The sequence below is a fragment of the Flagellimonas baculiformis genome (assembly GCF_033441575.1).
GTDB classification, from domain to species: domain Bacteria; phylum Bacteroidota; class Bacteroidia; order Flavobacteriales; family Flavobacteriaceae; genus Flagellimonas; species Flagellimonas baculiformis.
Genome location: NZ_JAUZVW010000009.1, coordinates 18,281 through 43,939, shown reverse-complemented (window position 1 = coordinate 43,939; position 25,659 = coordinate 18,281). Strand labels below are relative to the sequence as shown.

Here is a 25,659-nt window from a genome sequence, read left to right as displayed (position 1 = left end):
ATAAAACCAAGGGATCACAATTTATTGTTCCGTAGGATTCGGATTTTGTTGTCAAATTGCGTTATTTGTAGGTGTAAAAAACCGACCATGAAACACTTTTATCTTTTCTGTAGCCTACTCTTGTTCATTTCCTGTGGGGAAAAACAACCCAAAAAAGCTGAAACCTTGGAAGAAAAAGCACAACGGATCCATGATTCCGTCATCACCATCGACACGCATGACGATATCAACATCAATAATTTCACGGACAGCATCAACTATACCCAACGACTGGACACCCAGGTGAACCTTCCCAAAATGGAGGAGGGTGGACTGGATGTGGCCTGGCTGATCGTTTACACCGGACAGGACTCCCTGAACGCCGAGGGTTATGCCAAGGCATCCGAGAATGCAATCTCTAAGTTTGAGGCCATCCATAGGCTGTGCGAGGAAATCGCTCCTGACCAAATAGAATTGGCCTTGAATTCTGCCGATGTGAGACGCATTGTGGCCTCTGGAAAGAAAGTGGCAATGATCGGGGTCGAAAACGCCTATCCGATCGGAGAGGATATGTCCAAATTTGAAGAATACCATAAGCGGGGTGCTCGTTATATTTCATTGGCGCACAATGGCCATAGCCAGTTCAGCGATTCCAATACGGGAGAGCAGGATAGCATTTGGCTGCACAATGGGCTCAGCGAGCTGGGCAAGCAAGCGGTGGCCGAGATGAACCGATTGGGGATCATGATCGATATCTCCCACCCTTCCAAAGCAGCAATGGTACAGATGGTGGAGCTCTCCAAGGCGCCAATCATTGCCTCCCACTCCTCCGCGCGTGCGTTGTGCGGACATAGCCGAAACCTTGACGATGAGCAGCTTTTGATGCTGAAGGAAAATGGTGGTGTGGTCCAAACAGTGGCCTTTAGTTCTTATCTGAACACGGAAAAACACGAGGCGCGTGCCGAATACATGAAAGGTGTGTACCAAAAAGTGGCCGATTCCCTAGGGATAGCATGGTACGAACGTTCGCAGTTTGCTTCGTTGACTCCGGAACAACGCCAGGAATTCTTTGAAAATTATGGTAAAGTAAGGGATATTGGGGAGGAATTGGCAGAAAAGGATCCGAACGTTCCACCCGCGGTAAATGTTTCCGACTTTGTGGACCATATCGACTACATCGTGAAGTTGATCGGGATAGACCATGTCGGTATCAGCTCCGATTTTGACGGAGGTGGCGGTATTGAAGGTTGGTCCGATGCCTCGGAGACCTTCAACGTGACCTTGGAATTGGTGAAACGTGGCTACTCCGAAGAGGACATTGCCAAATTGTGGGGAGAAAACCTATTGCGCGTTCTGGACGAAGTCCAGGCCGTGGCCAAGACCCTCAACTAAGGATCAGGAATTTTCTTCCTTTTCCTTTTTGGCCAAACGGTCCTTTACGTATTCGATCTTGGTCTTTCCATGGGGCTTGGGATTTCCTTTTTCATCTAGGTTTACCATGATGATGTTGTCCACGGTGACAATGCTTTCGTGCGTCATTTTGTTCCTGACCTCACAGTTCAGGGATATAGAGGTTGTCCCGAATTTGATCACATCGATACCTATTTCTATGATATCACCTTCCACAGCGGTGCTCATAAAATTGATTTCGGACATATATTTGGTGACCACTTTCTTGTTCTCCAACTGAATGATGCTATATAGGGCAGCTTCCTCATCCACCCAGGCCAGTACCCTACCGCCAAAAAGAGTTCCATTGGCGTTCAAATCCTCTGGTTTTACCCATTTCCTTGTATGAAATCGCATGGTTGAAACTTTTAAAATTTGGAACAAAGGTAGCGCAATATCGCAAAGGTTTTCCTCGGCGCGGGAGTGAATTTTCCGTATTTATCAATTTGAAATATTTCAGTATCAGGTAGTATGGAGTCGTTAAAATTGGAAGCTCCACATTCCAAAATTGATGATTTTGAGATCAACCGAACAGGTCCCCCAGCGTGTTCAAGGTATTCTTGGGGACGTGCAGATTGCAACCCAATGCCGGATTCAACCGTTTGATGAGATAGGCCGATAGCAAAGGGGATTCGAGCTCTAGGTTTTGGTGTACAAAGAAATGGATATTCTTCAGTCCTTGGGATTTCCATGCGACCAGACGTTCCACCCAATCATCCAATCGTGGGAGATCAGATTCGTGGTTGGCGCCGACATATCGGATAAAGGCCTCATTGTTGGTAAGGCGCATGTGCATTAGGTCCCTCCTACCAGCCGTGTCCACCAGCACATTGGCAATGCCGTTCTCTTGCAACAAATAATAAAGTTCTTCGGCCACTTTTTCATCATTGAACCAGTCCGTATGCCGGAACTCCAGGGCCAGGGGAAATTCTTTGGGCCAATATTCCACAAACCGCGCTACCCTGTCCCAGTTTTTGGGACCAAAGTTGTTGTGCATCTGCAGAAAAATGGTACCCAGTTTTTCTTTTAGTAAGGAAGTTACCTCCAAATAATGATCTACCACGGGATATACTTGCTCGTTGAGACGGCGCAAATGGCTCACCTCATTGCTCATTTTGGGGAAGAACTTAAATCCCTCCGGGGTCTTTTCATACCATTTCTCGTACTGCTCAGCTGGAAAAATTCGATAGAAAGTGGCGTTGAGTTCTATACAATTGAACTGGGAGGAATAGTAGGCCAATTCGTCCTTGGTGCCCCAAGGATAAAAATTCTTGAGGTCCTGACGGTTCCATTTTGCGCAGCCCACATAGACTTGCGTATCGCCATCTTCGCTATATTTTGAAAGAAGGGTCGCCGTGTCGGGGTGGTCCTTCGGGATGGTGAAGTCGATAAGCTCTGGATGTTCTACCTTTCCGAATTTCATGGTTTTTGAATGTATTCTTTTTGTGCTACAAAACTAGGACTATTCTTTGAACTCCAAACTTTCAAATATGGAAGCATAGTCATCGATATATTTGTTAAATGACCTTGCACTTGCGCCATAATGGTAAGAAAGATATTCCTCACTATGTTTAAAATACATGGTTCTAGTAATATAATTTTTAGAGTTCAACCTAAATTGTTCGTCAACAACATAGGTTTCCCCAAATTTAGTTTGGATGAATGTTTTTTTTATTGAATAGTTTTCATGATAATCTATTGGAGTGGTTATTCTATCTACCACTTTGCCCAAAGGCATATTTTGGTGTCTCGTAGTTGGAATATTCCCAATACTAATATACACATCAGGATATTCATTGGAATACTGTTTTGGCTTATAGCTTAATTCTCCATGAATATCTAAAAAAGGATGCCAATCATCTCGCAAGGTCAACTTGTACTTTGTGTTGTTCAATTGATTTGCCAAAGACTCGCTTTCTTCAATTCTAGAATTAGTCGCACAACTTATGACCAGTATAAAAAAATGAAGAATCAGAATTCTTTTCATATTGTTTTTATCAAAAGTAGTATCACTGCGGGTAATACGTAGACTGATTTTATAAAACCAAACCTTATCACAGCTCCCTGATCTTTATATTCCGGAACCAGGCTTCAAAATACCAATCCTGAAGGGCTATCTTTCCTTGCGTATATTTTCCAAACTCCGGATGGTTTTTGAAATGGGTCGCGGCCACTTTTTCTTCCCACTCTGGCGTGGTAAAGTCTTGGACCGCTGTAAGTGTCCCGTTCAGGTAGAACTCCACTTTTCCATCCACCTGCTTGATGCGTGTTTGGTTCCATTGCCCCGATTTGGTTTCGGCCTCATTTTCCTGTGGCGAAAACGCATAAAGACAACCTGATTTTTTGACTGCTACGTCTTGGTCCATGTGGTCTGGATCCAGAATCTGATATTCGGGTCCACTCTGCCAAGCCGCACCCAGTTCCGGTTTTTCCTGCACATTGATGAAAATGCCACTATTGCCCCGACCAGAGATTTTCCATTCCAAGACCAGTTCATAGTTCTCATAGGCCTTGTCCGTGACCAAGTCCCCTTGCTGTTTGCTTTCATCCTTGGCATTGCAGTAGAGTTCCCCATTTTTGACCTCCCAAGCCAAATCGGCACCCGGAGCATTGTACAGGTGCCACCCATTCAGGGTCTTCCCATCAAAGAGTAGCTCCCACCCCTGCTCTTTTTCAATATCGAGCAGTTGGTTGTGCGTTTCGTTTTCCAGGGCCACTTTTTTGGTGTGCCAAGTTTCAGGTTCCTGTTTCTGTTTGTCATTCTTGCAGGCCGTGATCAAAAGAATGGAAATGACCGGGCCAAGAAATTTTATGCGCATGTTTTTTGGTTTTCGATTGTTTTGGTTCTGGTTAAAGATACTCAAATTGGGACATACGATTCTTCTGTTGATGAAAATGAAGCTGTTCATAACATCGTTGACAATTATTGTGAATTGAAAAAGTATCGCCTTTTTGAATATGTAACTTTAATAAAACTTCTGCCATGGATTCACGATCCAAGAGTCTTTTGGACATTCGTCCGGACGTTAAACAGTCACATTTTAATAGCGAAATGGGTTTTGATGAACGTTTTCAGAACCAAACTTTACGACCTGTGATCAAGATTCAGAACGATTTGCTGATCGAGGCTTTCAAGAATTATGTGGGGAAGCACAAAGGTGTTTTTTATGATCTCCCCCTTGAAAAAAAGCTCCAGTACATCGAAAGGGCCATCCAAAAGGACATCAAATTCAGGAACTCGCTAAAAGGAATGGTCATTGGCCAGTTTACCGTTGAGGAGTATCGGGACTATATCTCCAATTCCTCGGCACTGAACAAGCGGATGATGAACATGGTCATCGAACGGTTGAAGGACCAAGTGCAACTTCTGGACCATGAAGTCCTGCTACAGCACTGATTCCCCGTTCAAATTGGTGGTGAGAATGTTGCTCATTAGGTCAAAATAGGGCCTGATGGCACGGTAGGACTTGTCCACCTCTTCCAAAAACTCCCCTGAAAGCACCTCGCTGTCCTTGAAATTACGGACAAAGATGAACTGCTTTAGTTTGATGAAATCAATATCTGGGTGTTCTTTATCAAAGCCTTTGGGCATGGTCTTTAGAGCATCTCCCTGGATATCCCCCCACACAGATTTCAACGTTTTTTGGTTGATGGTTTTTCGGAACTCTTCGGCATCCATTTCCAGCTCTTTTCTGATCCTGAACAGGTCTTCCTTGTTGGGGTCCCAAAATCCGGTGGCCAAAAAAGACCCTCCGGGCTTCAAATGGATGTAATACCCGCCTCGCAGATGGGCTCCCAATCTGGAAAAGGACGCGGCCAAATGCGTCTTGTAGGGAGTTTTGTCCTTGGAGAAGCGCACATCGCGATAAATGCGGAACATTTTCATCTTCTCGATCTCGTCATGATGGCTCAACTTGTCCTTGACCGCCTCAAAAAAAGACTTGACCGCTGTTTCATGGGATTTGAAAGTGGCCTTGTTTGCCTCGAACCACTCCTTATTGTTGTTTTTTTCCAGTTCCTTCAAAAAATCGAAAGTCGTTTTGGAAATAGCGGTATGATCAACCATATGTCGATAATATGTTATTTTTAAACTAAAGTTAGTTTTTTCTATCTGCATATGGTAAGGATTTATCTAATTTTAAGACAACAAAGTGCAGTATGGACAAGAAAAAAATAATTTCGGAACTGAATCGGCACAAAAAGCTCCCTTATCTGGATTTCAGACTGAAACAAGAGACCGAAGATTTCACCGATACCCTCTTTTATACCCTTTTTGATTCCAACACCCCTGTGGCGGTGAATTTGGAGCTATTGGAGAAAAAATTCAACGACTTATTGGACATGGCCTGCTGGGAACTCGAAAGGCCCAACAATGAATTGTGGGACGAATATGTTTCCCATTTGCCCGAGATTTTGGAAAAACTCAATTTGGATGCAGAGGCTATCCTGAATTGTGATCCCGCTTCCTTGTCCCTACAGGAAATCTATATGGCCTATCCAGGGTTTTATGCCATTGCCATTTACCGATTGGCGCATGAGCTATATGTACAGGGCGTACCATTGATTCCCAGATTGATGACAGAGTATGCGCATAGACAGACGGGTGTGGACATCAACCCCGGGGCCAAGATTGGAAGGTCGTTTTTCATCGATCACGCCACGGGTGTGGTCATTGGGGAAACGGCAATCATCCATGATAACGTAAAAATATATCAAGGGGTAACACTGGGCGCCCTTTATGTGGCCAAAAATCTGGAGAAGACGAAAAGGCATCCCACCATACAGAACAATGTCACCATCTATGCCAATGCCACCATTTTGGGAGGTGATACGGTAGTGGGCGAAAACTCCATTATCGGGGGAAATGCATGGATCACTTCTTCTATACCTCCCAATTCAAAAGTTTACCATACCCCCGAAATCAAAATAAAGACAACACCCAATGTCTAAAACCATATTAGACCTGATTGGCAACACACCTTTGGTGGAGGCCAAGGTATTAAACACTAATCCCAACGTCAAAGTACTCTTTAAGCTCGAGGGCAACAATCCTGGCGGTAGCGTCAAAGATAGGCCCGCTTATAACATGATTAAGAGCGGTCTGGAACGAGGGGATTTTTCCAAGAACTCCAAATTGATCGAGGCCACCAGCGGCAACACGGGGATCGGACTGGCGATGATCGCCAGTCTTTTTGGATTGGACATTGAGTTGGTGATGCCCGAAAATTCGACCAAGGAACGAGTTCAGACCATGCGGGCCTATGGTGCCAAAGTAACCCTGACCCCTGCCGATGTGGGCATTGAGGGTGCCCGCGATTATGCCGAGGCCAAAGTAGCGAATGAAGGGTACATCATGATGAACCAGTTTTCCAATGAGGACAATTGGAAGGCCCACTACAAAACCACAGGTCCTGAAATTTGGCGCGATACTGACGGTCAGATCACCCATTTTGTATCAAGTATGGGGACAACGGGAACCATTATGGGGACCTCTACTTTTTTGAAGGAGAAAAATCCGGACATCCAGATTGTGGGCGTGCAGCCTACGGACGATTCCAAAATTCCTGGGATCCGCAAATGGCCAGAGGAATATCTTCCCAAAATATTCAATCCGCAAAAAGTGGACACGGTAATGGAGGTCAGTGAAGCGGATGCCGCGCTCATGGCGAAGAAATTGGCCAAGGAAGAAGGAATTTTTGCAGGGATGAGCAGTGGTGGGGCCGCCACTGTGGCCTTCAGGTTGGCCGAAACTTTGGAGAGCGGAACCATCGTATCCATTGTATGCGACCGAGGGGACCGATACCTTTCTTCAGACCTGTTCGATTAAGTTTTCCAACTCATTTTACTATCAACTATTCGGAGTTTCATATCAGATTTTTCTGATTATCCAACATTGCCGGCGGTTCGTCGATCTGTTTAAAATAATGTCATTTCAAACCCCGTTCTTTATATCAAATTAGAGTCCCAAATCTCTGTTTGATATGAATACACTTTCGAAAATCATTACCTGGAAAAGAAACATACTGGCCTCTTTGGCCGTTTTGTTGGTTCTGATCGTATTGGACTTTTACGGTGTGTACACCAACAAGTTCTATTTCCTAAAAGCGGACAATTATATATTTCCCCTTTTGGCCTTAGTGCACCTGTTGTATCTCTATGTGGTGTGGTTCAAAATTTCCGAGGGAGAGCTTCCCGATCCCAAAATGCGGAACATTGAGTATGTGCTCTACGCCATCATGATCGTGTATGTTTTCAAGATATATGATAGCATTCAAGTTATTGGCTCGGTGAAGTATTACGAAGAACATGTCATTCCCATGACTTTTAAGCCTGTGGCAACCCTTACTCTGGTGTTGTACAGTATTTTGCCCATATTGACGATATATACCTTCTGGCTCAGAAGACGATATGTTGGCGTGTACAATTTTGAAAATTACAACGACAACCTCAATATTTGGCAATAAGCAACCTTCTTATAGCCCGCGGATATAGCTTCCGTACATATCCTTGAATTGAAAACCTTGGACAAATCGGTGTTTGCTCAATTTGTTGTGGGCCACCAAGCCCCAAAGTAATACCTCTTTCAAGAAATAGGAATCCTCTTTGGAGGTTTCAGGTTGGTATTCCTTGATCAAATTGTTGAGCGGAGCAATACTATCCAATTTACTTCGGTAAGCGGCATCGGTGTCATCATCCAAAAGATCGAACCCTTCCCCTTCAAAAAACCAGCTGATCAACTCATCGTATTCCGTTTGGGCATCTTTGCGTTGGAGCTTGTCTATCTTGGGGAAATATTCGGAAAAGAGTGATTTTATGGCTTCCTCGATCAAGGTTTCGGCAACAAAGCCTGCCCCCTCCTGCTCTCCTTCATACACCAGTTCAATTTTTCCAGTGATGGATGGGATCACACCCATGAAATCGCTCAGACGGACCACGGTTTGGGTATCCCCGGCCAAGACGGCCCTGCGCTCGGCAGTGCTCAACAGGTTTTCAAAAGCGGTGATGCTCATACGGGCACTCACGCCACTTTTCGCATCCACATATTCGCTTTTTCTGGCCTCAAAACTGATCTGTTCCAACACATCCATGGCAATCTCTGGCACATAGATCTTGTCTGACTGCCGTTGATCCAACTTTGCTTCCTGTTTGGTGATTTTTTTGGCAATGTCCACACTTTCGGGATAATGCGTCAAAATCTGCGAACCGATCCTATCCTTCAATGGGGTCACGATGCTCCCCCTGTTGGTATAATCTTCAGGGTTGGCCGTAAACACAAACTGCATATCCAGCGGTAATCGCAATTTAAACCCACGGATCTGTATATCACCTTCCTGCAAAATATTGAACAGGGCGACTTGGATCCTGGCCTGTAGATCGGGCAATTCGTTGATGACGAAGATGCACCGATTGGCCCTTGGGATCATCCCAAAATGGATCACACGGTCATCGGCATAGGATAATTTCAGATTGGCGGCTTTTATAGGGTCCACATCTCCGATCAGGTCGGCCACGGTAACATCTGGTGTAGCCAATTTTTCATAGAAACGCTCCTCCCTTGGAATCCAGTCTATGGGGGTTTTGTCCCCTTTTTCCTTGATGAGTTCCCTGGCATACCGTGAAATGGGAGCCAAGGGGTCATCGTGTACCTCAGAACCGGCCACAATGGGCATCCATTCGTCCAACAACTGCACCATCAAGCGGGCGAGGCGTGTCTTGGCCTGGCCCCGAAGTCCCAAAAGGTTGATGTTGTGTCGCGACAGAATCGCCCGTTCCAATTCTGGGATCACGGAGTTTTCATAACCCCATACGCCCTCGAACACTTCTTCTTTCTTGGAAATTTTTGCCAATAGGTTTTCACGCAATTCATCCTTGATGCTCCTGCTTGTGTATCCAGCAGATTTCAATTCACCTAAAGTCTTTATGTTGGTATGTTCCAATTTCATAAGGTCTTTATCCTTTAATTCTTCGTTTTCTGTTCTGTTCGTAATCTTCAAATATCATTTCGCCCAATCCCTTCAGCCCTGTGTAAAAGGCCTTGCCTTTGTTGGCCTTGGTAAATTCCTGTACAAATTGCATCAGGTAAGGGTCTTCGGCAATCATAAAGGTGGTTATGGGGATGTGGAGTTTTCTGGCCTGTTGGGCCATTGCATAACATTTTTCCACAATATAATCATCTAGTCCCACACTGTTCTTGTAATAATCCCCGTTGGGAAGTCTCAAGCATGAAGGCTTTCCGTCAGTGATCATAAAAATCTGTTTGTTGGTGTTCCGTTTTCTGCGGAGCATGTCCATGGCCAATTGAAGTCCAGCCACCGTATTGGTGTGATAGGGACCTACCCTCAAGTAGGGTAAATCCTTTATGGGAATGGGCCAAGCATCGTTTCCAAAGACCAAAATATCCAATGTGTCCTTCGGATAACGGGTGGTGATCAATTCAGCAAGTGCCATGGCCACTTTCTTGGCCGGGGTGATGCGGTCCTCACCATACAGGATCATGCTGTGGCTGATATCGATCATCAGTACAGTGCTCATCTGGGCTTTGTACTGGGTGTCCTCGACCACGAGATCTTCCTCACTCAAGGAGAAATTGTCCAATCCGTGGTTCACTTGTGCATTTCTAAGACTTTCCGTCATGGAAATGTGTTCCAGGGAATCCCCAAAACGATATTCCCGAAACTCGCCCGTATGCTCATCTCCCCTGCCCGACTTTCCGGTCTTGTGGTTTCCGGAGCCGCTTCTTTTGATCTTGCCAAAGATTTGATCCAAGGCGCGCTGGCGCAACATGCGTTCCAGTTTGGCCGTAATGGAAAGGTTCCCTCCACCGCCTTTTTCATCACCTTCTTCCCCATCACCGCCTTTTTCGCCATCCATGTCAAATTCTTCACGGATGTATCCCTTGGCCTTGAGGTCTTCTATAAAATCGTCGATGGTGTAATCGTCATCGGTAAGCTCGTATTCCTTGTCCAACTCACGGAGCCAGTCCAAGGCTTCTTCCACATCACCCGAGGTGTGTGTGACAAGTTCCTGAAAAATCTCGAAGAGTTTTTCGAACGGGGTTTGGTCGGGAGCTTCGTAAGTGGTAAAACGAAACCCTTTTCTTGTATTCATAGCCATCACATAAAATTAAGACATTTCTATGTAAGGGCCGTTGCTTTAGAAAAATCTTAACGCAGGCATAAAAAAAGCGCCGGGCCCTAGAAACCCGACGCTTCGGCATCAAGCCAACCTAAACTATTCCTCTACAAAGGTGTAACTGGCCTTCACCACTTCGGTCAACCTGAAGTATCCAAAGGCATAGTTTTCTGGATTTGTCTCATTGATACAGTTCCCCCGAACCGTTACCGGGGTAGATTCAAAAAGGCCAGTGCCGCCCAATTGTTCGACCAAGATCTTGATGTAGTCATAATAGGGGCGTGAAATCCCATACATTTCAATCTGCAATACATCTCCGGGCTGAAAAGGTTCAATGTTTTCATCTTCGTCCTCTTCGATCTCGTACCACCAATCTATCTCATTTCCGTTCAAGAACCTGTCCTCGCCCACTTCCAAACTTGGCAGCAGATCACCTTCCCGATAAAATTTGAAGAGGTAATTGTTGCCTTCCTCTTCGGGATCATTAAATACCACATGGACTTCCAATTCCTCGTCATTGAATCCTTCCTCTCGGTTTTGAAAAATGTCGGTGATGTCGGTCACAGGGGTCATGGTCTCGGTGGCGGTATAGACTTCTCCGTTGTGCTCGATACGCAAGGAATAGGTTTGGTTCAATACAGGTTCAAAAGTCGTGGAAAGATATTCCCCATTCCCTTGGTCGATAAAGACAAATTCATCGCCGCTTGAATCATTCGTTACGACCACAGATGCGCCAGTGACCTGCGTATTGGTTCCCGTGCCAAAAAATGGAGTGGATTCGCTCAAACGGATGGTCTGTTGGTTCCCCTCGGTTCCCTTTTCCCAATTCAAGGATGCCTCCACCACCAATCGTGTGGTACCATCCTGGACCTCTACATCCACCACGTCTTCGCATGAGGCAAAAACGATGATGATCATGGCAAATATGATTTTTTTTAGTGCTTTCATAGTTTAGAATTTAAAGTTGTAGGTCAATGAGGGAACAATGCCAAAAATGGCTGTCCGGGTCGCTTGATTGGCACCCGTCTCCAAATTTTGACCAAAGGAAATCGATGCTGCATTTTTTCTGTTGTAGAGGTTATAGATGCTGAGCACCCATTCCCCTTTGAAGCGTCTGTTCTGATATTTCCGAGGCTTGTAGTTCACAGAAATGTCCATTCGGTGATAGGCGGGCAAACGGTCCGAATTTCGTGGCGCATAACTGGCTATGGAGAGACCTTCGTACACATATTGTCCATTGGGATAGGTCACCGGTCTTCCTGTTTGAAAGACCAAATTGGTCCCAAAGCTCCATTGATCGTTCAACTGATACGCCCCAGAAACGGAAATATCGTGGGTCCGGTCAAAAGCGGAATTGTACCAGTCGCCATTGTTGATGCCCGGACCACCCGCGGTCCCTCCCAAAGTCCGCTGTTCGGATTTGGAAAGCGTGTAGGCAACCCACCCTGTGAAATCACCTTCATTCTTGCGAAGTAGGAGTTCCAGTCCGTAGGCACGCATTTCCCCATTCAAGATTTCGGTTTCTATGGTATTCTGGCCAATCAGGTCAGACCCATCTATATAATCGATTCGATTGTCCACCGTCTTGTAATAGGTCTCCACTTCCAAAGAATAGGCCTTGTCCAAAAAATTACGGAAATAGCCCAAGGCATATTGGTTGGACAACTGCGGCTTGATAAAAGGGCCACTGGGCGTCCAGACATCCAATGGAGTCACCGATGAAGTGTTCGACAACAAGTGAATGTACTGTGCCGTTCTAGAATACCCAGCCTTGATAGACGAATCCTCATTGAGAAGATAGGCCAGTGAAACCCTAGGTTCGAGATTACCGAAAGTCTCAATGGTCTCACTTTTGGCATACTCCGTTTCCCCTGTGGCCTCACCCCTTTCATAAATGCCCAACAGGGAATTGTACACCACTGGTTGCCCGTTCGCATATTCGGAGATGGGCTGTCCGCCCAAGCGCGAAAAGGCACTGTACCGCATACCGTACTGTAAGGTCAGGCTGGGGGTCAGTTTATGCTCTGCATTGATATAGATGCCACTTTCCAATGCCCTTTTTTGGTCCAATTTCAATGGATTTACCGGAGAGGTGTCTGCCGTTGGGTTCACTTCGCCTGGATCAAAATCATAGTAGATGCCATTGGCCCCAAAATCCAAACTGAAGGCATCGCTCAAATAATATTTGAAATCATACTTAAGGTTGTAATTGGTGATGGAAGAGACCCATTCAAATTCATCCTGGGCAAACTCCAAGTCGTAGTCATATTGGCTCCAAATAGCGGAAAGGTTGGAGAACAAACGATCATTGAAGATGTGGTTCCAACGGAGGTTGCCCGAAGCATTACCGTAGCTGCTGTCGAAACTGCTGCCCAGTTTAAAGGCATCCCTGCCAAAATAACCACTCAGAAAAAGTTTGTTATTGGCATTGATGGCATAATTGGTCTTCAGGTTCAGGTCGTAAAAGCTGACACTGTTTTCCTCTCCTGCAGCTTTGAGCAATAGATCCACATAGGAACGGCGGCCGGCAACCAAAAAGGAACCCTTGTCTCCAAAGAGGGGCCCTTCGGCCGTTAGCCTGCTGGAGATGACACCGATACCCCCTGTAAGGGCAAAGTTTTTGTTGTTCCCATCCTTTTGACGGATGTCCAATACCGAGGAGACCCTACCCCCAAAACGGGCCGGGATGCCTCCTTTGTAGAGTTTCACGTCCTTGATGGCATCGGCATTGAACACCGAAAAGAAACCGAACATGTGCGAAGTATTATAAATGATGGCCTCGTCGAGCAATACCAGGTTTTGATCCTGTGCCCCTCCCCTAACATGGAAACCTCCGGTACCTTCCCCATTGTTGGTGACGCCGGGCAACATTTGCAGGGATTTCAGCACATCCACTTCCCCGAGCACTACGGGCATCTGTTTGACGGTGCCCATGTTCATTTTGACCACGCTCATTTCGGGCTTGCCCAATAGGGCCCGTTCCGGTTCGTCTGCGGTGACCACGACTTCGTCCAATTCGGTGGAGAATTCAGCGATTTCTACATCGTTTTTCAGGTCCCTATCCAGATTGATCTTCATCTGAATCTCATTGTAGCCCATGTAGGAAATCCTAAGGGTGTATTCCCCGGCCGGGGCCGTGATGGAATAAAAACCATATTCATTGGTTATTCCCCCGATTGAGGTCCCTGCCAAGAGCACCGAAGCCCCAAAAAGGGTTTCCCCGTTGCTTTTGTCGGTAATGGTCCCGCTTACGGTGTAACTGTTCTGTCCCATGGCCAGTGCACAGCCCAAAAGGAAAAGCCACAGTAACCAAACGGTGGTTTTGGTCACTGGGCCCACTTGTGATCTTCTGTTCATTTTTTGATGTTTTGATGATTGTATTTTTATTGTTCAGAACCATAGACAGCACAAAAAATGAAGGGTTGCACGGATTCCTTTTTTTGTACTTTTTTTAAAATTTTTGATAAGTTTCTCCACACTGGTGCAACCATTTACTTTTGCATTTGTCTTTAGCTCAAACAAGGCATCAACCTAAGCCATTGGAAACAGACATCCGTTTTACGCATAGATCCATAGTGGAACAGTGCAAAGCAGGAAATGCCAGCTCGCAATATGAGCTGTATTCCCGCTATGTGGATGCCATGTACAACGTGGGGCTTCGGTTTTTGGGCAATACGGAAGATGCGGAAGACATTGTGCAGGACAGTTTTGTGGATGCCTTCAAGAACCTGGACAACTTTAAGTATGAAAGCAGTTTTGGTGCCTGGCTCAAGCGCATTGTCATCAATAAAAGTATCAACCATCTGAAAACCAAACGGATTCCCGTAGTACCCATGGAGGTGCACGAGTTCCATTTGGCGGATGAAGAGCCCATTGAGGCCGAGGCAACGGATATCGTAAAAGTGAAAAAGGGCATTGCCCTACTCCCGGACGGTTATCGGGAGATCATCAATCTATATTTGATTGAAGGATATGATCATGTGGAAATCGGGGAGATATTGGGCATATCTACCAGTACATCCAAATCCCAATACCACAGGGCCAAGAAAAAATTATTGGAAATCATCAATGAATTGTAATGGACAATTTTGAAAAACATATCAGACGCAATGCCGCCCAATTTGATGGGGAGAGGGCGGACAAGGCCAAAATGTGGGTCAAGATCACTGCGGAGCTGAAGAAGGAAGAACCTAAAGTGATTCCTCTTTGGAGAAGACCCCTGTTCCGCATAGCGGCATCCGTGTTGCTATTGGTGGGATTTGCCTCGTTCTTCGGGCTGGTCTGGTTGGGCAATGGCACCGACAATGCACAATATGCTTCCGAGGAATTGATGGAAATAGACATGTACTACAAAGACCTGGTCTCCTATCAAGTGCAGTTGGTCAAGAACAATCCCAGCCTTTCCGAAGAGAACAAGGCCGAGTTCCTGTCCTTTATGGACGAGTTGGATGCGGAATATGATGTTTTGAAGAAAGAAATGCAAAAGAACCTTGACAATGAGCAGGTGCTGGAAGCCATTGTGGGCAATTATAAAAAGCGTATTGAACTCATTGAAAATTTATTACGGCAGTTGAACGATTCTAAAAAAATGGATGATGATTATGGGTACACGTTGTAAAAAGATATTGTGGATGGCCTTGGTGCTGTTCGCGGTACATGGGGCAAAAGCACAGGAAAGGGTACAAAAGACCATCGAAAAGAGTTTTCCACTGTTGGGCACCGGTGAACTTCAATTGGAGAACAAGTATGGAAACGTGACCCTCAAGGGATGGGACCAGAACAAAGTTTCCATTACGATTTCGATCAAGGTGAACCATCGCAGGAAGGAAAATGCCGAAGATCTGTTGCAACGCATCAACCCCGAGATCAAGACAAGCAATAGCTATGTTTCCATTGTTTCCGAAATATCCAATAAGAATACGGGCTGGTTTGCCGACTTTTTCAATCGGAACAACCCCATCGATTTTGACCGAAGCCATGTGCAGATCGATTACGAGATACACCTTCCCGTAAAGGCGGGGATAAAGGTCACCAACCGTTTTGGGGATGTGGTCCTGGAAAATTGCGATGGTCCATTGACCGCTTTAATCGAGCATGGGAATCTGTGGATCGGGGAAAATTTGAACAAAGCGGACATTATCTTAAAATATGGGAAAGTAAGGGCCAAGAACCTGAATTATGCCGATTTGGAGCTAAAAAACGGTGAACTGGACATGGAAGACTCCAAAAGCTTGCGTTTGCGGAGCGATGGCACCGAAATCAATATCCATTCGGTCAGTTCACTGGAAATCTATTCCAATAAGGACAATATTTTGGTGAGCGAGGCGGGCACCTTGTACGGGAGTATGGAATTCACCACGTTCAAGTTGGACCGATTGGCCCAAGAAGTGGACCTGAAGCTAAAGATTGTGGATTTTAGGGTGTACGAGATCACCAACCCTTCCGCAGAAATATCCATCGAACAGGAATCGGCGGATATCAGTCTATCGGTCACCAATTTTTCCCACCGTTTCACCGCTACTCTGGAGGAAGGAGTGGTGCGCTTGCCCAAATCCTTTGAGAATGTCAACTCCGAAATGTTGGACAAGGGACGCAGGCTCCGCAAAATTGAAGCGACCTATGGACAGGAGAAAAAAGGGAGCATTTCCATCAATGGGGAAAAGGGAATTGTAACGTTGAACGATTAAATAATACCAATGGTGCAACCTTTTGGAGAATACATTGTCTTTAGAAAAAATCAATCAAAAAATCGCATGCATATGATCAATCAAAAAACGACATTGCCCCTACTCTTTCTGTTCTGGGGTCTATTGAGCTTTGCCCAGGATGATGATGGGGAATACATCACCTTCAACGACCGCAAGAATGTGGTGCATGGGGTCTATTTGGGCCTGTCCACCTATTTTGGGGAAATTGAGGGCGAGGACACCTACATCGGGGGACTGAAAGTGGCCTATGTGGCCAACCGTCAGTTCGAGGTCGGTTTTATGGCCAACATCCTTTATTCCCAACAGGACATTTTCAATCCACGGACGGTCAACAACGATGATATTGTTGCCGTATATGGAGGATTGCATTTGGAACCCATTCTTTTTGGAAAGTCAAGGGTGAGTCTGTCGTTTCCACTGCTGATCGGTGGCGGTGGTATGGGCTATGTGGACCATGACGCGGTTCGAAGGGATGAAAATGTGGACCTTGACGAAGATGATATCGACGCCATTTTTGTATTGGAACCCGGCATGAACGTTCTGTTCAATGTGTCCCGATATGTCCAATTGGAAGCGGGGGTGCGCTACAGGATGACCAGTAGGATCGATCTCGCACAAAGTCCGATAGAACGCCTCAATGGTTTTTCGGGCGGAATCGGGGTAAAACTGGGAGTCTTCAACATGGGCCGTAACCGATATCGAAAACAACTGGACTGATGGGAAATTTCAATCGCTTTCACCATCCGATCAACACATTGCGGGTCTATTCAAAAAACGAACAGGTATTCACCCAAAATGAAAAGAAGGGATGGTCCGCCATTCCTTTTCAATGGGTCTCTATCCCATTCATCAATCGGTAGTATTTTCAAATAGTCATCACATCAATCAAAAATCGAACAAAATGAAAACACGAATCAATGCCATACTGCTCGTTGGGCTATTGGCCCTTTTTTCTTCCTGCGACCATGACACCATCCATGCCCATGGCGAGGTGACTTCGGTATATCACGACATAGAGGGCTATACTGGCTTAAGGGTTTCCGATGCATTTCAAGTCTATGTCCATTTTTCTGAGCTTGACCAAGGCATCCGTATCGCGGCCAATGACAACTTGCATGACAAAATTGTGGTAGAAAAAGACGGTGACGAATTGGTCATCCGATTGAAAAGCCATACCTCGATACAAGGTAAGGCCGTTATGAACGCTTACATTACCACCCCAACTCTATCCACATTTCGTCTCGGCGGAGCATCCCGATTGACCTTGGACGATCAATGGGAAGTGCAGGATGGAAAAATTGGGGTTTCCGGGGCCTCCGATTTCAAAGGGGAAATGATTGCTGACCGATTGGAGGTGGATCTTGATGGAGCTTCTTCCATTGATGTGTCAGGAAGCATTTCATTCTTGGATGCGGAACTTTCGGGAAGCAGTGACTTATTGGATTATGGGTTGGACATTTCCAATTTGGACATTGATCTTTCGGGTGCCAGTACCGCATTTCTCTCGGTGGAAGAAACCATTAGGGTGAAGGCCTCTGGCGCCAGTACCTTGAATTATAAGGGAGACGCGATCCTATTGAAAAGTGAGCTGTCTGGGTCTTCGCACGTCACCAAAAAAGATTGAATCATTGGCGTGGTCAGTGTCGCTGCTCCAGGATATTGACCACGTCACTGAGCTTAAAGTTCTTGGCCTTCAACAAGATGAGGTAGTGGAACAATAGGTCGGCACTTTCATTCAGGAAAAGATCATCGTCGTTGTCCTTGGCCTCAATAACGGTCTCCACGGCTTCCTCCCCTACTTTTTGGGCTATTTTGTTGATGCCTTTTCGGAACAAAGACGCCACGTAGCTATCTGGATTGTCGGGATCATTTTTTCGGGATTCGATAATGTTTTCCAAGGTGGACAAAAAGCCATAGGCTTGTGCATTTTCTTCTGCCCAACAGGTGTCGGTTCCTTTGTGACAGGTGGGTCCAACGGGATTCACCCTGACCAAAAGGGTATCGTTATCGCAATCAACCTTTAGGTCGACCAGGTTCAGAAAATGGCCACTTTCCTCGCCTTTGGTCCAAAGGCGTTGCTTGGAACGACTGAAAAAGGTCACTTTTCCCGTTTTTTGGGTAGTATCGAATGCTTCTTGGTTCATATATCCCAGCATGAGCACATTCTTGGTCTTCGCATCTTGGATGATGGCCGGTACGAGGCCTTCTGGGTTTTTGTCGAAATCTATTTTCATCATTTTAAATTCTTACAGGAATCCCTTCCTTCTTCAATTCGTTCTTTAAATCTTGTATTTCAATCTCCTTGAAATGGAAGACACTGGCTGCCAAGGCGGCATCTGCTTTTCCTTTCACAAAGGTATCGGTAAAATGGGAAATGGTCCCGGCACCTCCCGATGCAATGATGGGAATGTTCACCAATCCCGATAATTTCGCCAAGGCTTCGTTGGCAAACCCATTTTTGGTGCCATCATGGTCCATGGAGGTAAACAAAATCTCCCCTGCTCCACGCTCTTCCACTTCTTTGGCCCACTCAAATAGATTGATTTCGGTTGGAACTTTTCCTCCCACCAAGTGCACTTTCCAAATGCCATCAATCTGTTTGGCATCGATGGCGACCACAATACACTGGGAACCAAATTTGGCCACCAATTCGTTGATGAGTTCCGGTCTTTTTACCGCCGAGGAATTAATGGAAACTTTGTCCGCTCCATTTTTGAGCAAAATATCCACATCTTCCACCGAAGAAATACCACCGCCCACCGTAAACGGAATGTTGATGGTCTCCGCTACGTGATAGACCAGTTCGGCCAAGGTCCTACGCTTTTCCTCTGTGGCAGAAATGTCCAAAAACACCAACTCGTCCGCGCCTTCCTTGGCATAAATGGAAGCCAATTCCACAGGATCTCCGGCATCCCGAAGGTCCACAAAATTGACACCTTTCACGGTACGTCCGTCTTTGATGTCCAGACAGGGTATGATTCGTTTTGTAAGCATTCTTTGAATTCGTTATTCGTTCTTTACATTTAAATCCACACCATCATAAAATCCCAAGTCCTTGTTTTCCAATAGTTTGGTCCAAAGCGCAATCTGCCCTGTGTGATAGGACAAGTGTTCTGTGACGTGGATGATGTTCCCCACCCCGGAAAAGTTGAATCCCTGCACAAATCTTTTACGCAGCAGTTCATCCAAGGGTGCTTCATAAAATGCCCTTTTTGCCTCATCAATGGTGTCGGACAGTTTTTGGATCAGTTCCGCTTTGGTGTACCCCGATGTGGCCTCAAATTCCTCGTCGCGCTTGCGATTGTCTTCTTCATTTTTGATGGAAGCTATCCCATATTGGGTAATGTTGCCACATAAATGCAGTATCAGGTTGCCAATGCTGTTGCTGGACTCGTTCGGCTTTAGCCAAATTTTGTCCTCTGGCAATTTGTCCAAGCAGATTTTGATCATACGAAGGCTTTCGTTCATGCGATAGCCCGTGTTCCAGATCAGTTCATCCCTAAGCTCTTGTTCCTTGTCCATTTTCGAGAATGTATTGTTCCAATTGTTTTAAACTGATTCTATTTTCATAAATGGCCTTGCCAATAATGGTCCCCTCGCAGCCCATTTCGGCCAGTTTGGGAAGTTCGTCAAAGGCAGAAATGCCCCCGCTGGCAATCAATTTCAACCCTGCTGCCGATTGGGACAGGATTTTTTGGTACAAATCGAATGAAGGTCCTTGCAACATCCCATCTTTGCTGATATCGGTACAGATCACATAGTGAATGCCTTCCTGCTGATAATGTTGGATAAATGGAACCAATTCCTGTTCGGATTCTTCCAACCAGCCCGACACGGCCACTTTTTCGTTGTTCGCATCGGCCCCCAAAATAATTTTTTCAGGACCATAGGCCTGCAACCAACCCAAGAAAGTGTCCCTGTCCTTTACGGCAATGCTGCCGCCAGTAATTTGCGAAGCTCCACTTTCAAAGGCGATTTTTAAGTCTTCGTCCGATTTTAGACCTCCTCCAAAATCAATTTTTAGGCTAGTTTGGGAGGCAATGCGCTCCAAAATCTTATGGTTGACAATGTGTTTGGATTTTGCACCATCCAGATCCACCAAATGAAGGTGTTGGATACCGTGGGATTCAAACTGTTTGGCAACTTCCAACGGATTTTCATTATAGACTTTTTTGGTCCCATAATCCCCCTTGGAAAGCCGAACGCATTTCCCCTCGATAATGTCTATGGCCGGAATCAATCTCATGGCTTAATCATATTTTGCGCGGTCGATGGCCAACCACATTTCTGAATTTCCTACTCTTTCAAAGCCGAACGCCTCATATAAGGTGTGGGCATCCTTCGTTTTTAGTGCAACCGTTTTTACGGTTTGTACATCGGGCCTGTCCATGATGTGCTTGATCAGCATTTTGCCCAATCCGCGACCTTTGTAGGGGTCAAAGATTACCACATCCATGATGTAGGCGAATACCACGGAATCGGTCAACAATCTGGCAAAACCTATCTGTTCGTTGTCGGAATTGAAAAGTCCAAAACAAATGCTGTTGTCAATGGTTCGTTTGGTTTCCTCCGGGCTTCTGTACCCGCCCCAATAGGTGGCCTTGATTTCTTTGTGGACTTTTTCGAAGTCCAACTGGGCCTTGTCTTCAGAGATGTAGAATTCCATCTAAATAACCGTTAGAAAATTGTTTAAAATGGCACTGCCTATATCACTGCTCTTTTCGGGGTGAAACTGTACCCCATAAAAATTGTCTTTTTGAAGGGCCGCACTATATGCTAATCCGTATTCGGAACTGGCAATGGTTTCCTTGTCCAATGGGGCGTAAAAACTATGTACCAGATAGATATAGGACTCTTCAGGAATCCCTTTGAACAAATCGGTTTTCAGATCGGTGATTTGGTTCCAGCCGATCTGAGGTACCTTTACGTTATTTGAAAATTTCTTCACGTCGAGGTCAAAAATACCAAGCCCCTCAGTGTTCCCTTCCTCGGAGGAACGGCACATGAGTTGCATGCCCAGACAAATGCCCAAAACGGGTTGTTTTAATGTTGGTATGACGGCGTCCAAACCACTTGCTCTCAATTTGGCCATGGCCGAACTGGCCTCCCCGACTCCAGGAAAAATCACCTTGTCCGCTTCTTGGATTTCCTTGGCGTCATGCGACAACACCGCATCATATCCCAACCGTTTGATGGCAAAGATGATGCTTTGGATGTTTCCAGCACCGTAATCAATAATGACTATCTTCATAAAGTACAAAGTTTGATGTACGAAGTACGAAGTTGTTTATCTATACTATTACTTTCCATTGGTTCTTGCTGTTTTTATGGAAGAAAATTTACGCTAAATGCTCTGCTCTTATTTTTTAAATCCTTCTTCATTGGCCTTCGTACTTCGAGTTTCGTACTTCCAACTTTTAGAGCATTCCTTTTGTTGATGGCAATACCATTTTCTCCACATCCCGTTTTACCGCCATTTTGATGGATTTTGCAAATGCCTTGAATATGGCTTCGATTTTATGGTGTTCGTTGGTGCCTTCCGCTTTTACATTCAAATTGGCCTTGGCCCCGTCCGTGAACGATTTGAAGAAATGAAAGAACATTTCCGTGGGCATTTCACCAATTTTTTCCCTGTTGAAATCGGCATCCCAAACCAGCCAGTTCCTTCCGCCAAAATCAATGGCGACCTGAGCCAGGCAATCATCCATGGGCAAACAAAACCCATAGCGTTCAATGCCCAATTTGTTGCCCAGGGCTTTGGCAAACACTTCGCCCAAAGCAATGGCAGTATCTTCAATGGTGTGGTGTTCGTCCACCTCCAGATCTCCATCTACCTTGATGGTCAAATCCATTTGTCCGTGGCGGGCCAATTGGTCCAACATGTGGTCAAAAAAGGCCAATCCGGTCTTTATGTCACTTTTACCGGTACCGTCCAGATTTAACTTGATCTGGATATCCGTTTCGTTGGTCTTTCTGCTGATCTCGGCAACGCGGTTTTCCAGTTTCAAGAATTCATAGATCTTTTCCCAATCGTTGCTCTCCAAGGCAATGTAAGGGTCCAATTCTTCCCGTTTTACGGTGATTTCCCCGGTTCCCAAATGGGTTTCATCGTTGATGTAAATACCTTTTGCCCCAAGATTTTTGGCCAGTTCCACATCGGTCAAACGGTCCCCGATCACAAAGGAATTGGCAAGATCGTATTCCTCCGAAAAATAAGATGTCAACATTCCAGTGCCCGGTTTGCGTGTTGGAGCATTGTCTTTTGCGAAGGTTTTGTCGATAAAGACATTATCGAAAACCACCCCTTCCGCTTCAAATGAATTGACGATGAAATTGTGAACAGGCCAAAAAGTGTTCTCGGGGAAAATGTCGGTGCCCAATCCATCCTGATTGGTGATCATGACCAGTTCATAATCCAGTTCCTTGGCGATTTTCCCCAAATAGGTGAATACCTTCGGATAGAAAATCAATTTTTCAAAGGAATCTATCTGTTCGTCAACGGTTTCCTTGATGATGGTCCCATCGCGATCGATGAATAATACTTTTTTGCCCATGGTTATAGTTGCTTTAAAATGGCTATCAATGCTTTGTTTTCAGTTGGGGTCCCTACCGTAAACCGTAACGTGTTTTCGCAAAGGGGCTGGGTGCTTCGGTTTCGCACCACCACATGTTGCTCCAACAATTGTTGGTACCGCTTGTCGGCATCATCGACCTTGGCCAATACAAAATTGGCATCGGAGGGATATAATTGCTCCACAAAGTCCAAGTGCTGTAAAGCCTTTTCCAGATTTGCCCGTTCTTCCAAAATTTGAACCACTTCCTGTTGCACGGCATCTTCGTTCAGAACACGTTGCAACGCTTTTTGTTGGGTCAATTGATTGACGTTGTAGGGTGGTTTGATCTTGTTCAAAATGGCAATGATCTCTTCCGATGCGTAGCAAATGCCCAATCGGATTCCGGCCAGGCCATAGGCTTTGGACAAGGTTTGGGTTACGATCAGGTTGGGATAGTTGTTCAAACTGTGCAACCAGCTTTCCTGCGCTGAAAAATCGATATAAGCCTCGTCAATGACCACCAACCCGTTGAAGGATTCCAATAGTTTTTCCACATATTCCTTTTTAAAGGAATTACCGGTTGGATTGTTGGGAGAACAAATGAAAATCAGTTTGGTGTTTTCATCCACAGCCGATAAAATAGCTCGGACATCAGGTTCAAAATCCTTGTTTAACAACACTTCCCTGTTTTCCACAGCATTGATTCCGGCCAAAACCTTGTACATGCCATACGTTGGCGGCAAGGTGATGATATTGTCTTGATGGGGCTCACAGAAGGCCCTGTAGATCAAATCCAAAACTTCGTCGCTGCCATTGCCCAAAAGCATGTTGCTCTCGGACACCCCTTTTTGTTCGGCAAGAACCGCTTTCAAGCTCCTTTGGTACGGGTCGGGATAACGATTGACCCCATTTTCGTAGGGATTTTCGTTGGCATCTAAAAAAATCATGGTAGATCCATCGGAAACATACTCATCCCGCGCCGAAGAGTAGGGTTTTAGGGCCTTTACAGATTCCCTGACGATGTTATTTATGTTGAAGGTTTTAGTCATATCATTGAGGTCTCTACTTTAGTTTATCCTGAGCGTAGTCGAAGGGCTCGACCTGACATTTAGTTTGATTTTATCGTATTTAGGCGAAGAGTCACCGCATTTTTATGGGCCTGTAATCCTTCGGCTTCCGCCATCAATTCGATGGAAGGACCTATCGCTTCCATCCCTTCTTTTGATATTTTTTGAAAGGTCATGCTCTTCATAAAACTGTCCAGATTTACACCGCTGTACTGCTTGGCGTAGCCGTTGGTCGGCAGGGTATGATTGGTGCCCGAAGCATAGTCCCCGGCACTTTCGGGCGTATAATCACCAATGAATACGGAACCGGCATTTTGGATGTTCTGGAGGTAAAAATCTTCATTTTCCACACACACAATAAAGTGTTCCGGGCCATAGTGATTGATCAAATCCATGGCCGTTTCATCATTCTGCACCAAGATGAGCTTGCTGTTCCCAATCGATTTTTCTGCAATGGCTACTCTAGGTAATGCCTTTATTTGGAATTCAATTTCCTTTTCAACAGCATCTATCAATTTTTCCGACGTGGAAACCAAAATCACTTGACTGTCGGTCCCATGCTCTGCTTGACTCAACAAATCCGAAGCCAGAAAGGCAGGGTTGGCAGAATCATCAGCAACGACCAAAAGCTCACTCGGTCCGGCTGGCATATCGATGGCAACCCCATATTTGGTGGCCAATTGCTTTGCCACCGTTACAAACTGGTTCCCAGGACCGAATATTTTGTACACATTGGGAATGGTTTCCGTGCCGAACGTCATTCCTGCAATGGCTTGAATGCCCCCTACTTTAAATATTTTTGTCACTCCACACAGTTGTGCGGCGTAGAGGATGGTGGGGTTTACGTTTCCCTTTTTGTCCGGCGGTGTGCACAATATAATTTCATTGCAACCCGCCAATTTTGCAGGAACAGCCAACATCAAAATGGTTGAGAACAGGGGTGCTGTTCCCCCGGGAATATAAAGTCCCACTTTTTGGATGGGTCTCTTTTCCTGCCAACACATCACTCCGGGCATGGTTTCCAATTCTACTTTGGTTGTTTTTTGGGCGGCATGGAATTTTTTAATGTTGGATTTCGCTAGGGAAATGGCTTTTTTCAGTTCAGTTGGAACCGAATCGGACGCCTCCTTGATTTCGTCGGCTGTCACCAAAAAGGTATCCAATTGAACTTGGTCAAACCGGTCTGTATACTTTTTGATGGCCCCATCCCCATCCATTTGTACCTCCTGAAAAATGGACTCCACGATTTTTTCAATATCGGCCACCGTTTGGGTTGGCCGTCTAAGTATCTCGGGCCAGTCTTCTCTTTTGGGGTTATTGACTCTGTTCATTTTTCAATTTTTTTATCATATGGTGGCCCAAGGGAACATAACCATGGGTCTCCCAAAACTTCTTTCCTCTTGTATTCTCAACATAGCAGTTGACTTCTGCTGTCTCACAATCAATTTCTTTGGCGTAGTTGAACAAAAAATCCATCATAAGCTCGCCAATGCCCTTTCCTTGATAGTTGGGAGAAATGATGACATTATCGGGTTCTACGTGTCTTCCCGAATAGAGTTTGTTGAGTACCCATACGCCGCAAATGCCGATCAATTCTTCTTCGTCATACACCCCGATGCATTTATAGCCCATGGGAATCATCTCGGTCAGTCGTTTTTCCAATACTCCCAGAGGAATTTTTTCTCGGTTGAGGATATACGCCAACGGCAAAATGTCCTTGAGCTTTTCCTTCGGAATCCATTTTATGGTATACTGCGCTTCCATCTTCCA

The 25,659-nt window shown here is 45.5% G+C and carries 29 protein-coding genes; 10 read left to right on the top strand and 19 right to left on the bottom strand.

What is annotated here, in order from left to right; genetic code table 11:
• Positions 1 to 87: 87 nt before the first annotated feature.
• Positions 88 to 1,371, top strand: a complete 1,284-nt coding sequence (locus SD450_RS13240) for a dipeptidase (RefSeq protein ID WP_318344930.1) — start codon at positions 88 to 90, stop codon at positions 1,369 to 1,371.
• A gap of 3 nt (positions 1,372 to 1,374) precedes the next feature.
• On the opposite strand, the gene SD450_RS13235 is transcribed toward SD450_RS13240, so the two are convergent.
• The 4 genes from SD450_RS13235 to SD450_RS13220 all read right to left on the bottom strand — a co-directional run bounded on the left by SD450_RS13235 (position 1,375) and on the right by SD450_RS13220 (position 4,247).
• Positions 1,375 to 1,785 carry an acyl-CoA thioesterase gene (locus tag SD450_RS13235; protein WP_151888862.1) on the bottom strand — a complete coding sequence of 137 codons (411 nt, stop codon included), beginning with the start codon at positions 1,783 to 1,785 and terminating at the stop codon, positions 1,375 to 1,377.
• Positions 1,786 to 1,951: 166 nt separating this feature from the next.
• Entirely contained in the window at positions 1,952 to 2,851 is a 900-nt protein-coding gene (locus SD450_RS13230; protein WP_318344929.1) for a DUF72 domain-containing protein, read from the bottom strand.
• A gap of 39 nt (positions 2,852 to 2,890) precedes the next feature.
• Positions 2,891 to 3,415, bottom strand: coding sequence for a hypothetical protein (locus tag SD450_RS13225; protein WP_318344928.1), 525 nt, complete (start codon positions 3,413 to 3,415; stop codon positions 2,891 to 2,893).
• Between the two features lie 67 nt (positions 3,416 to 3,482).
• Positions 3,483 to 4,247: a 3-keto-disaccharide hydrolase gene (locus SD450_RS13220; RefSeq protein WP_318344927.1), complete on the bottom strand. Its 765-nt coding sequence runs from the start codon at positions 4,245 to 4,247 to the stop codon at positions 3,483 to 3,485.
• A gap of 164 nt (positions 4,248 to 4,411) precedes the next feature.
• Here SD450_RS13220 and SD450_RS13215 point away from each other — a divergent pair, with 164 nt between their 5' ends.
• Complete coding sequence (locus SD450_RS13215) at positions 4,412 to 4,825, top strand: glyoxalase (RefSeq protein WP_318344926.1); 414 nt, start codon at positions 4,412 to 4,414, stop codon at positions 4,823 to 4,825.
• Here the strand turns inward: SD450_RS13215 and SD450_RS13210 are convergent.
• On the bottom strand, positions 4,814 to 5,494 hold the full coding sequence (locus SD450_RS13210) for a DUF2461 domain-containing protein (RefSeq protein WP_318344925.1): 681 nt from the start codon (positions 5,492 to 5,494) through the stop codon (positions 4,814 to 4,816). The two genes, SD450_RS13215 and SD450_RS13210, sit on opposite strands and share 12 nt — an antisense overlap.
• Before the next feature lie 92 nt (positions 5,495 to 5,586).
• Here SD450_RS13210 and epsC point away from each other — a divergent pair, with 92 nt between their 5' ends.
• The 3 genes from epsC (at position 5,587) to SD450_RS13195 (ending at position 7,892) form a co-directional block, all read left to right on the top strand.
• Positions 5,587 to 6,378 (top strand): serine O-acetyltransferase EpsC, encoded by a 792-nt coding sequence (epsC, locus tag SD450_RS13205; RefSeq protein ID WP_318344924.1) that lies wholly within the window; start codon positions 5,587 to 5,589, stop codon positions 6,376 to 6,378.
• Positions 6,371 to 7,255 (top strand): cysteine synthase CysM, encoded by an 885-nt coding sequence (gene cysM / locus SD450_RS13200; RefSeq protein WP_318344923.1) that lies wholly within the window; start codon positions 6,371 to 6,373, stop codon positions 7,253 to 7,255. Before epsC ends, cysM begins: the two co-directional genes overlap by 8 nt.
• 154 nt (positions 7,256 to 7,409) lie before the next feature.
• Positions 7,410 to 7,892 (top strand): hypothetical protein, encoded by a 483-nt coding sequence (locus SD450_RS13195; RefSeq protein WP_318344922.1) that lies wholly within the window; start codon positions 7,410 to 7,412, stop codon positions 7,890 to 7,892.
• A gap of 9 nt (positions 7,893 to 7,901) precedes the next feature.
• On the opposite strand, the gene SD450_RS13190 is transcribed toward SD450_RS13195, so the two are convergent.
• From SD450_RS13190 to SD450_RS13175, 4 genes are all read right to left on the bottom strand, one after another.
• Positions 7,902 to 9,371, bottom strand: coding sequence for a MoxR family ATPase (locus SD450_RS13190; protein ID WP_318344921.1), 1,470 nt, complete (start codon positions 9,369 to 9,371; stop codon positions 7,902 to 7,904).
• A 7-nt stretch (positions 9,372 to 9,378) separates the two neighbouring features.
• Complete coding sequence (locus SD450_RS13185) at positions 9,379 to 10,542, bottom strand: vWA domain-containing protein (RefSeq protein WP_108425548.1); 1,164 nt, start codon at positions 10,540 to 10,542, stop codon at positions 9,379 to 9,381.
• Positions 10,543 to 10,659: 117 nt separating this feature from the next.
• Entirely contained in the window at positions 10,660 to 11,508 is an 849-nt protein-coding gene (locus SD450_RS13180; RefSeq protein WP_318344920.1) for a DUF4249 domain-containing protein, read from the bottom strand.
• A 3-nt stretch (positions 11,509 to 11,511) separates the two neighbouring features.
• Positions 11,512 to 13,917, bottom strand: a complete 2,406-nt coding sequence (locus SD450_RS13175; RefSeq protein WP_318344919.1) for a TonB-dependent receptor — start codon at positions 13,915 to 13,917, stop codon at positions 11,512 to 11,514.
• 182 nt (positions 13,918 to 14,099) lie between these two features.
• Between SD450_RS13175 and SD450_RS13170 the strand changes: the two genes are divergently transcribed.
• From SD450_RS13170 to SD450_RS13150, 5 genes are all read left to right on the top strand, one after another.
• Positions 14,100 to 14,639, top strand: a complete 540-nt coding sequence (locus tag SD450_RS13170; RefSeq protein ID WP_318344918.1) for an RNA polymerase sigma factor — start codon at positions 14,100 to 14,102, stop codon at positions 14,637 to 14,639.
• On the top strand, positions 14,639 to 15,178 hold the full coding sequence (locus tag SD450_RS13165; protein ID WP_318344917.1) for a hypothetical protein: 540 nt from the start codon (positions 14,639 to 14,641) through the stop codon (positions 15,176 to 15,178). Before SD450_RS13170 ends, SD450_RS13165 begins: the two co-directional genes overlap by 1 nt.
• Complete coding sequence (locus SD450_RS13160; protein ID WP_318344916.1) at positions 15,162 to 16,247, top strand: hypothetical protein; 1,086 nt, start codon at positions 15,162 to 15,164, stop codon at positions 16,245 to 16,247. The genes SD450_RS13165 and SD450_RS13160 overlap by 17 nt, the downstream gene beginning before the upstream one ends.
• A gap of 72 nt (positions 16,248 to 16,319) precedes the next feature.
• Positions 16,320 to 16,985: a hypothetical protein gene (locus SD450_RS13155; protein WP_318344915.1), complete on the top strand. Its 666-nt coding sequence runs from the start codon at positions 16,320 to 16,322 to the stop codon at positions 16,983 to 16,985.
• Positions 16,986 to 17,169: 184 nt separating this feature from the next.
• The gene (locus tag SD450_RS13150; protein ID WP_318344914.1) at positions 17,170 to 17,892 is read left to right on the top strand and encodes a head GIN domain-containing protein; all 723 of its coding nucleotides are present in this window, start codon (positions 17,170 to 17,172) and stop codon (positions 17,890 to 17,892) included.
• Between the two features lie 13 nt (positions 17,893 to 17,905).
• Here SD450_RS13150 and hisIE read toward each other — a convergent pair whose 3' ends face one another.
• The 10 genes from hisIE to SD450_RS13100 all read right to left on the bottom strand — a co-directional run bounded on the left by hisIE (position 17,906) and on the right by SD450_RS13100 (position 25,653).
• Positions 17,906 to 18,502 (bottom strand): bifunctional phosphoribosyl-AMP cyclohydrolase/phosphoribosyl-ATP diphosphatase HisIE, encoded by a 597-nt coding sequence (gene hisIE / locus SD450_RS13145; protein ID WP_318344913.1) that lies wholly within the window; start codon positions 18,500 to 18,502, stop codon positions 17,906 to 17,908.
• Between the two features lie 4 nt (positions 18,503 to 18,506).
• Positions 18,507 to 19,262 carry an imidazole glycerol phosphate synthase subunit HisF gene (gene hisF / locus SD450_RS13140; protein WP_318344912.1) on the bottom strand — a complete coding sequence of 252 codons (756 nt, stop codon included), beginning with the start codon at positions 19,260 to 19,262 and terminating at the stop codon, positions 18,507 to 18,509.
• Positions 19,263 to 19,274: 12 nt separating this feature from the next.
• The gene (locus tag SD450_RS13135) at positions 19,275 to 19,790 is read right to left on the bottom strand and encodes a DinB family protein (protein WP_318344911.1); all 516 of its coding nucleotides are present in this window, start codon (positions 19,788 to 19,790) and stop codon (positions 19,275 to 19,277) included.
• On the bottom strand, positions 19,768 to 20,514 hold the full coding sequence (gene hisA / locus SD450_RS13130) for a 1-(5-phosphoribosyl)-5-[(5-phosphoribosylamino)methylideneamino]imidazole-4-carboxamide isomerase (RefSeq protein ID WP_318344910.1): 747 nt from the start codon (positions 20,512 to 20,514) through the stop codon (positions 19,768 to 19,770). Before hisA ends, SD450_RS13135 begins: the two co-directional genes overlap by 23 nt.
• Positions 20,515 to 20,517: 3 nt before the next feature.
• Entirely contained in the window at positions 20,518 to 20,934 is a 417-nt protein-coding gene (locus SD450_RS13125; protein WP_318344909.1) for a GNAT family N-acetyltransferase, read from the bottom strand.
• On the bottom strand, positions 20,935 to 21,519 hold the full coding sequence (gene hisH, locus SD450_RS13120; RefSeq protein ID WP_318344908.1) for an imidazole glycerol phosphate synthase subunit HisH: 585 nt from the start codon (positions 21,517 to 21,519) through the stop codon (positions 20,935 to 20,937).
• Between the two features lie 166 nt (positions 21,520 to 21,685).
• Positions 21,686 to 22,822 carry a bifunctional histidinol-phosphatase/imidazoleglycerol-phosphate dehydratase HisB gene (gene hisB / locus SD450_RS13115; RefSeq protein ID WP_318344907.1) on the bottom strand — a complete coding sequence of 379 codons (1,137 nt, stop codon included), beginning with the start codon at positions 22,820 to 22,822 and terminating at the stop codon, positions 21,686 to 21,688.
• A 2-nt stretch (positions 22,823 to 22,824) separates the two neighbouring features.
• Positions 22,825 to 23,871, bottom strand: a complete 1,047-nt coding sequence (hisC, locus tag SD450_RS13110; RefSeq protein ID WP_318344906.1) for a histidinol-phosphate transaminase — start codon at positions 23,869 to 23,871, stop codon at positions 22,825 to 22,827.
• Between the two features lie 59 nt (positions 23,872 to 23,930).
• Positions 23,931 to 25,220: a histidinol dehydrogenase gene (gene hisD, locus SD450_RS13105; RefSeq protein ID WP_318344905.1), complete on the bottom strand. Its 1,290-nt coding sequence runs from the start codon at positions 25,218 to 25,220 to the stop codon at positions 23,931 to 23,933.
• Positions 25,204 to 25,653 carry a GNAT family N-acetyltransferase gene (locus SD450_RS13100; protein WP_318344904.1) on the bottom strand — a complete coding sequence of 150 codons (450 nt, stop codon included), beginning with the start codon at positions 25,651 to 25,653 and terminating at the stop codon, positions 25,204 to 25,206. The genes hisD and SD450_RS13100 overlap by 17 nt, the downstream gene beginning before the upstream one ends.
• Positions 25,654 to 25,659: the final 6 nt, after the last annotated feature.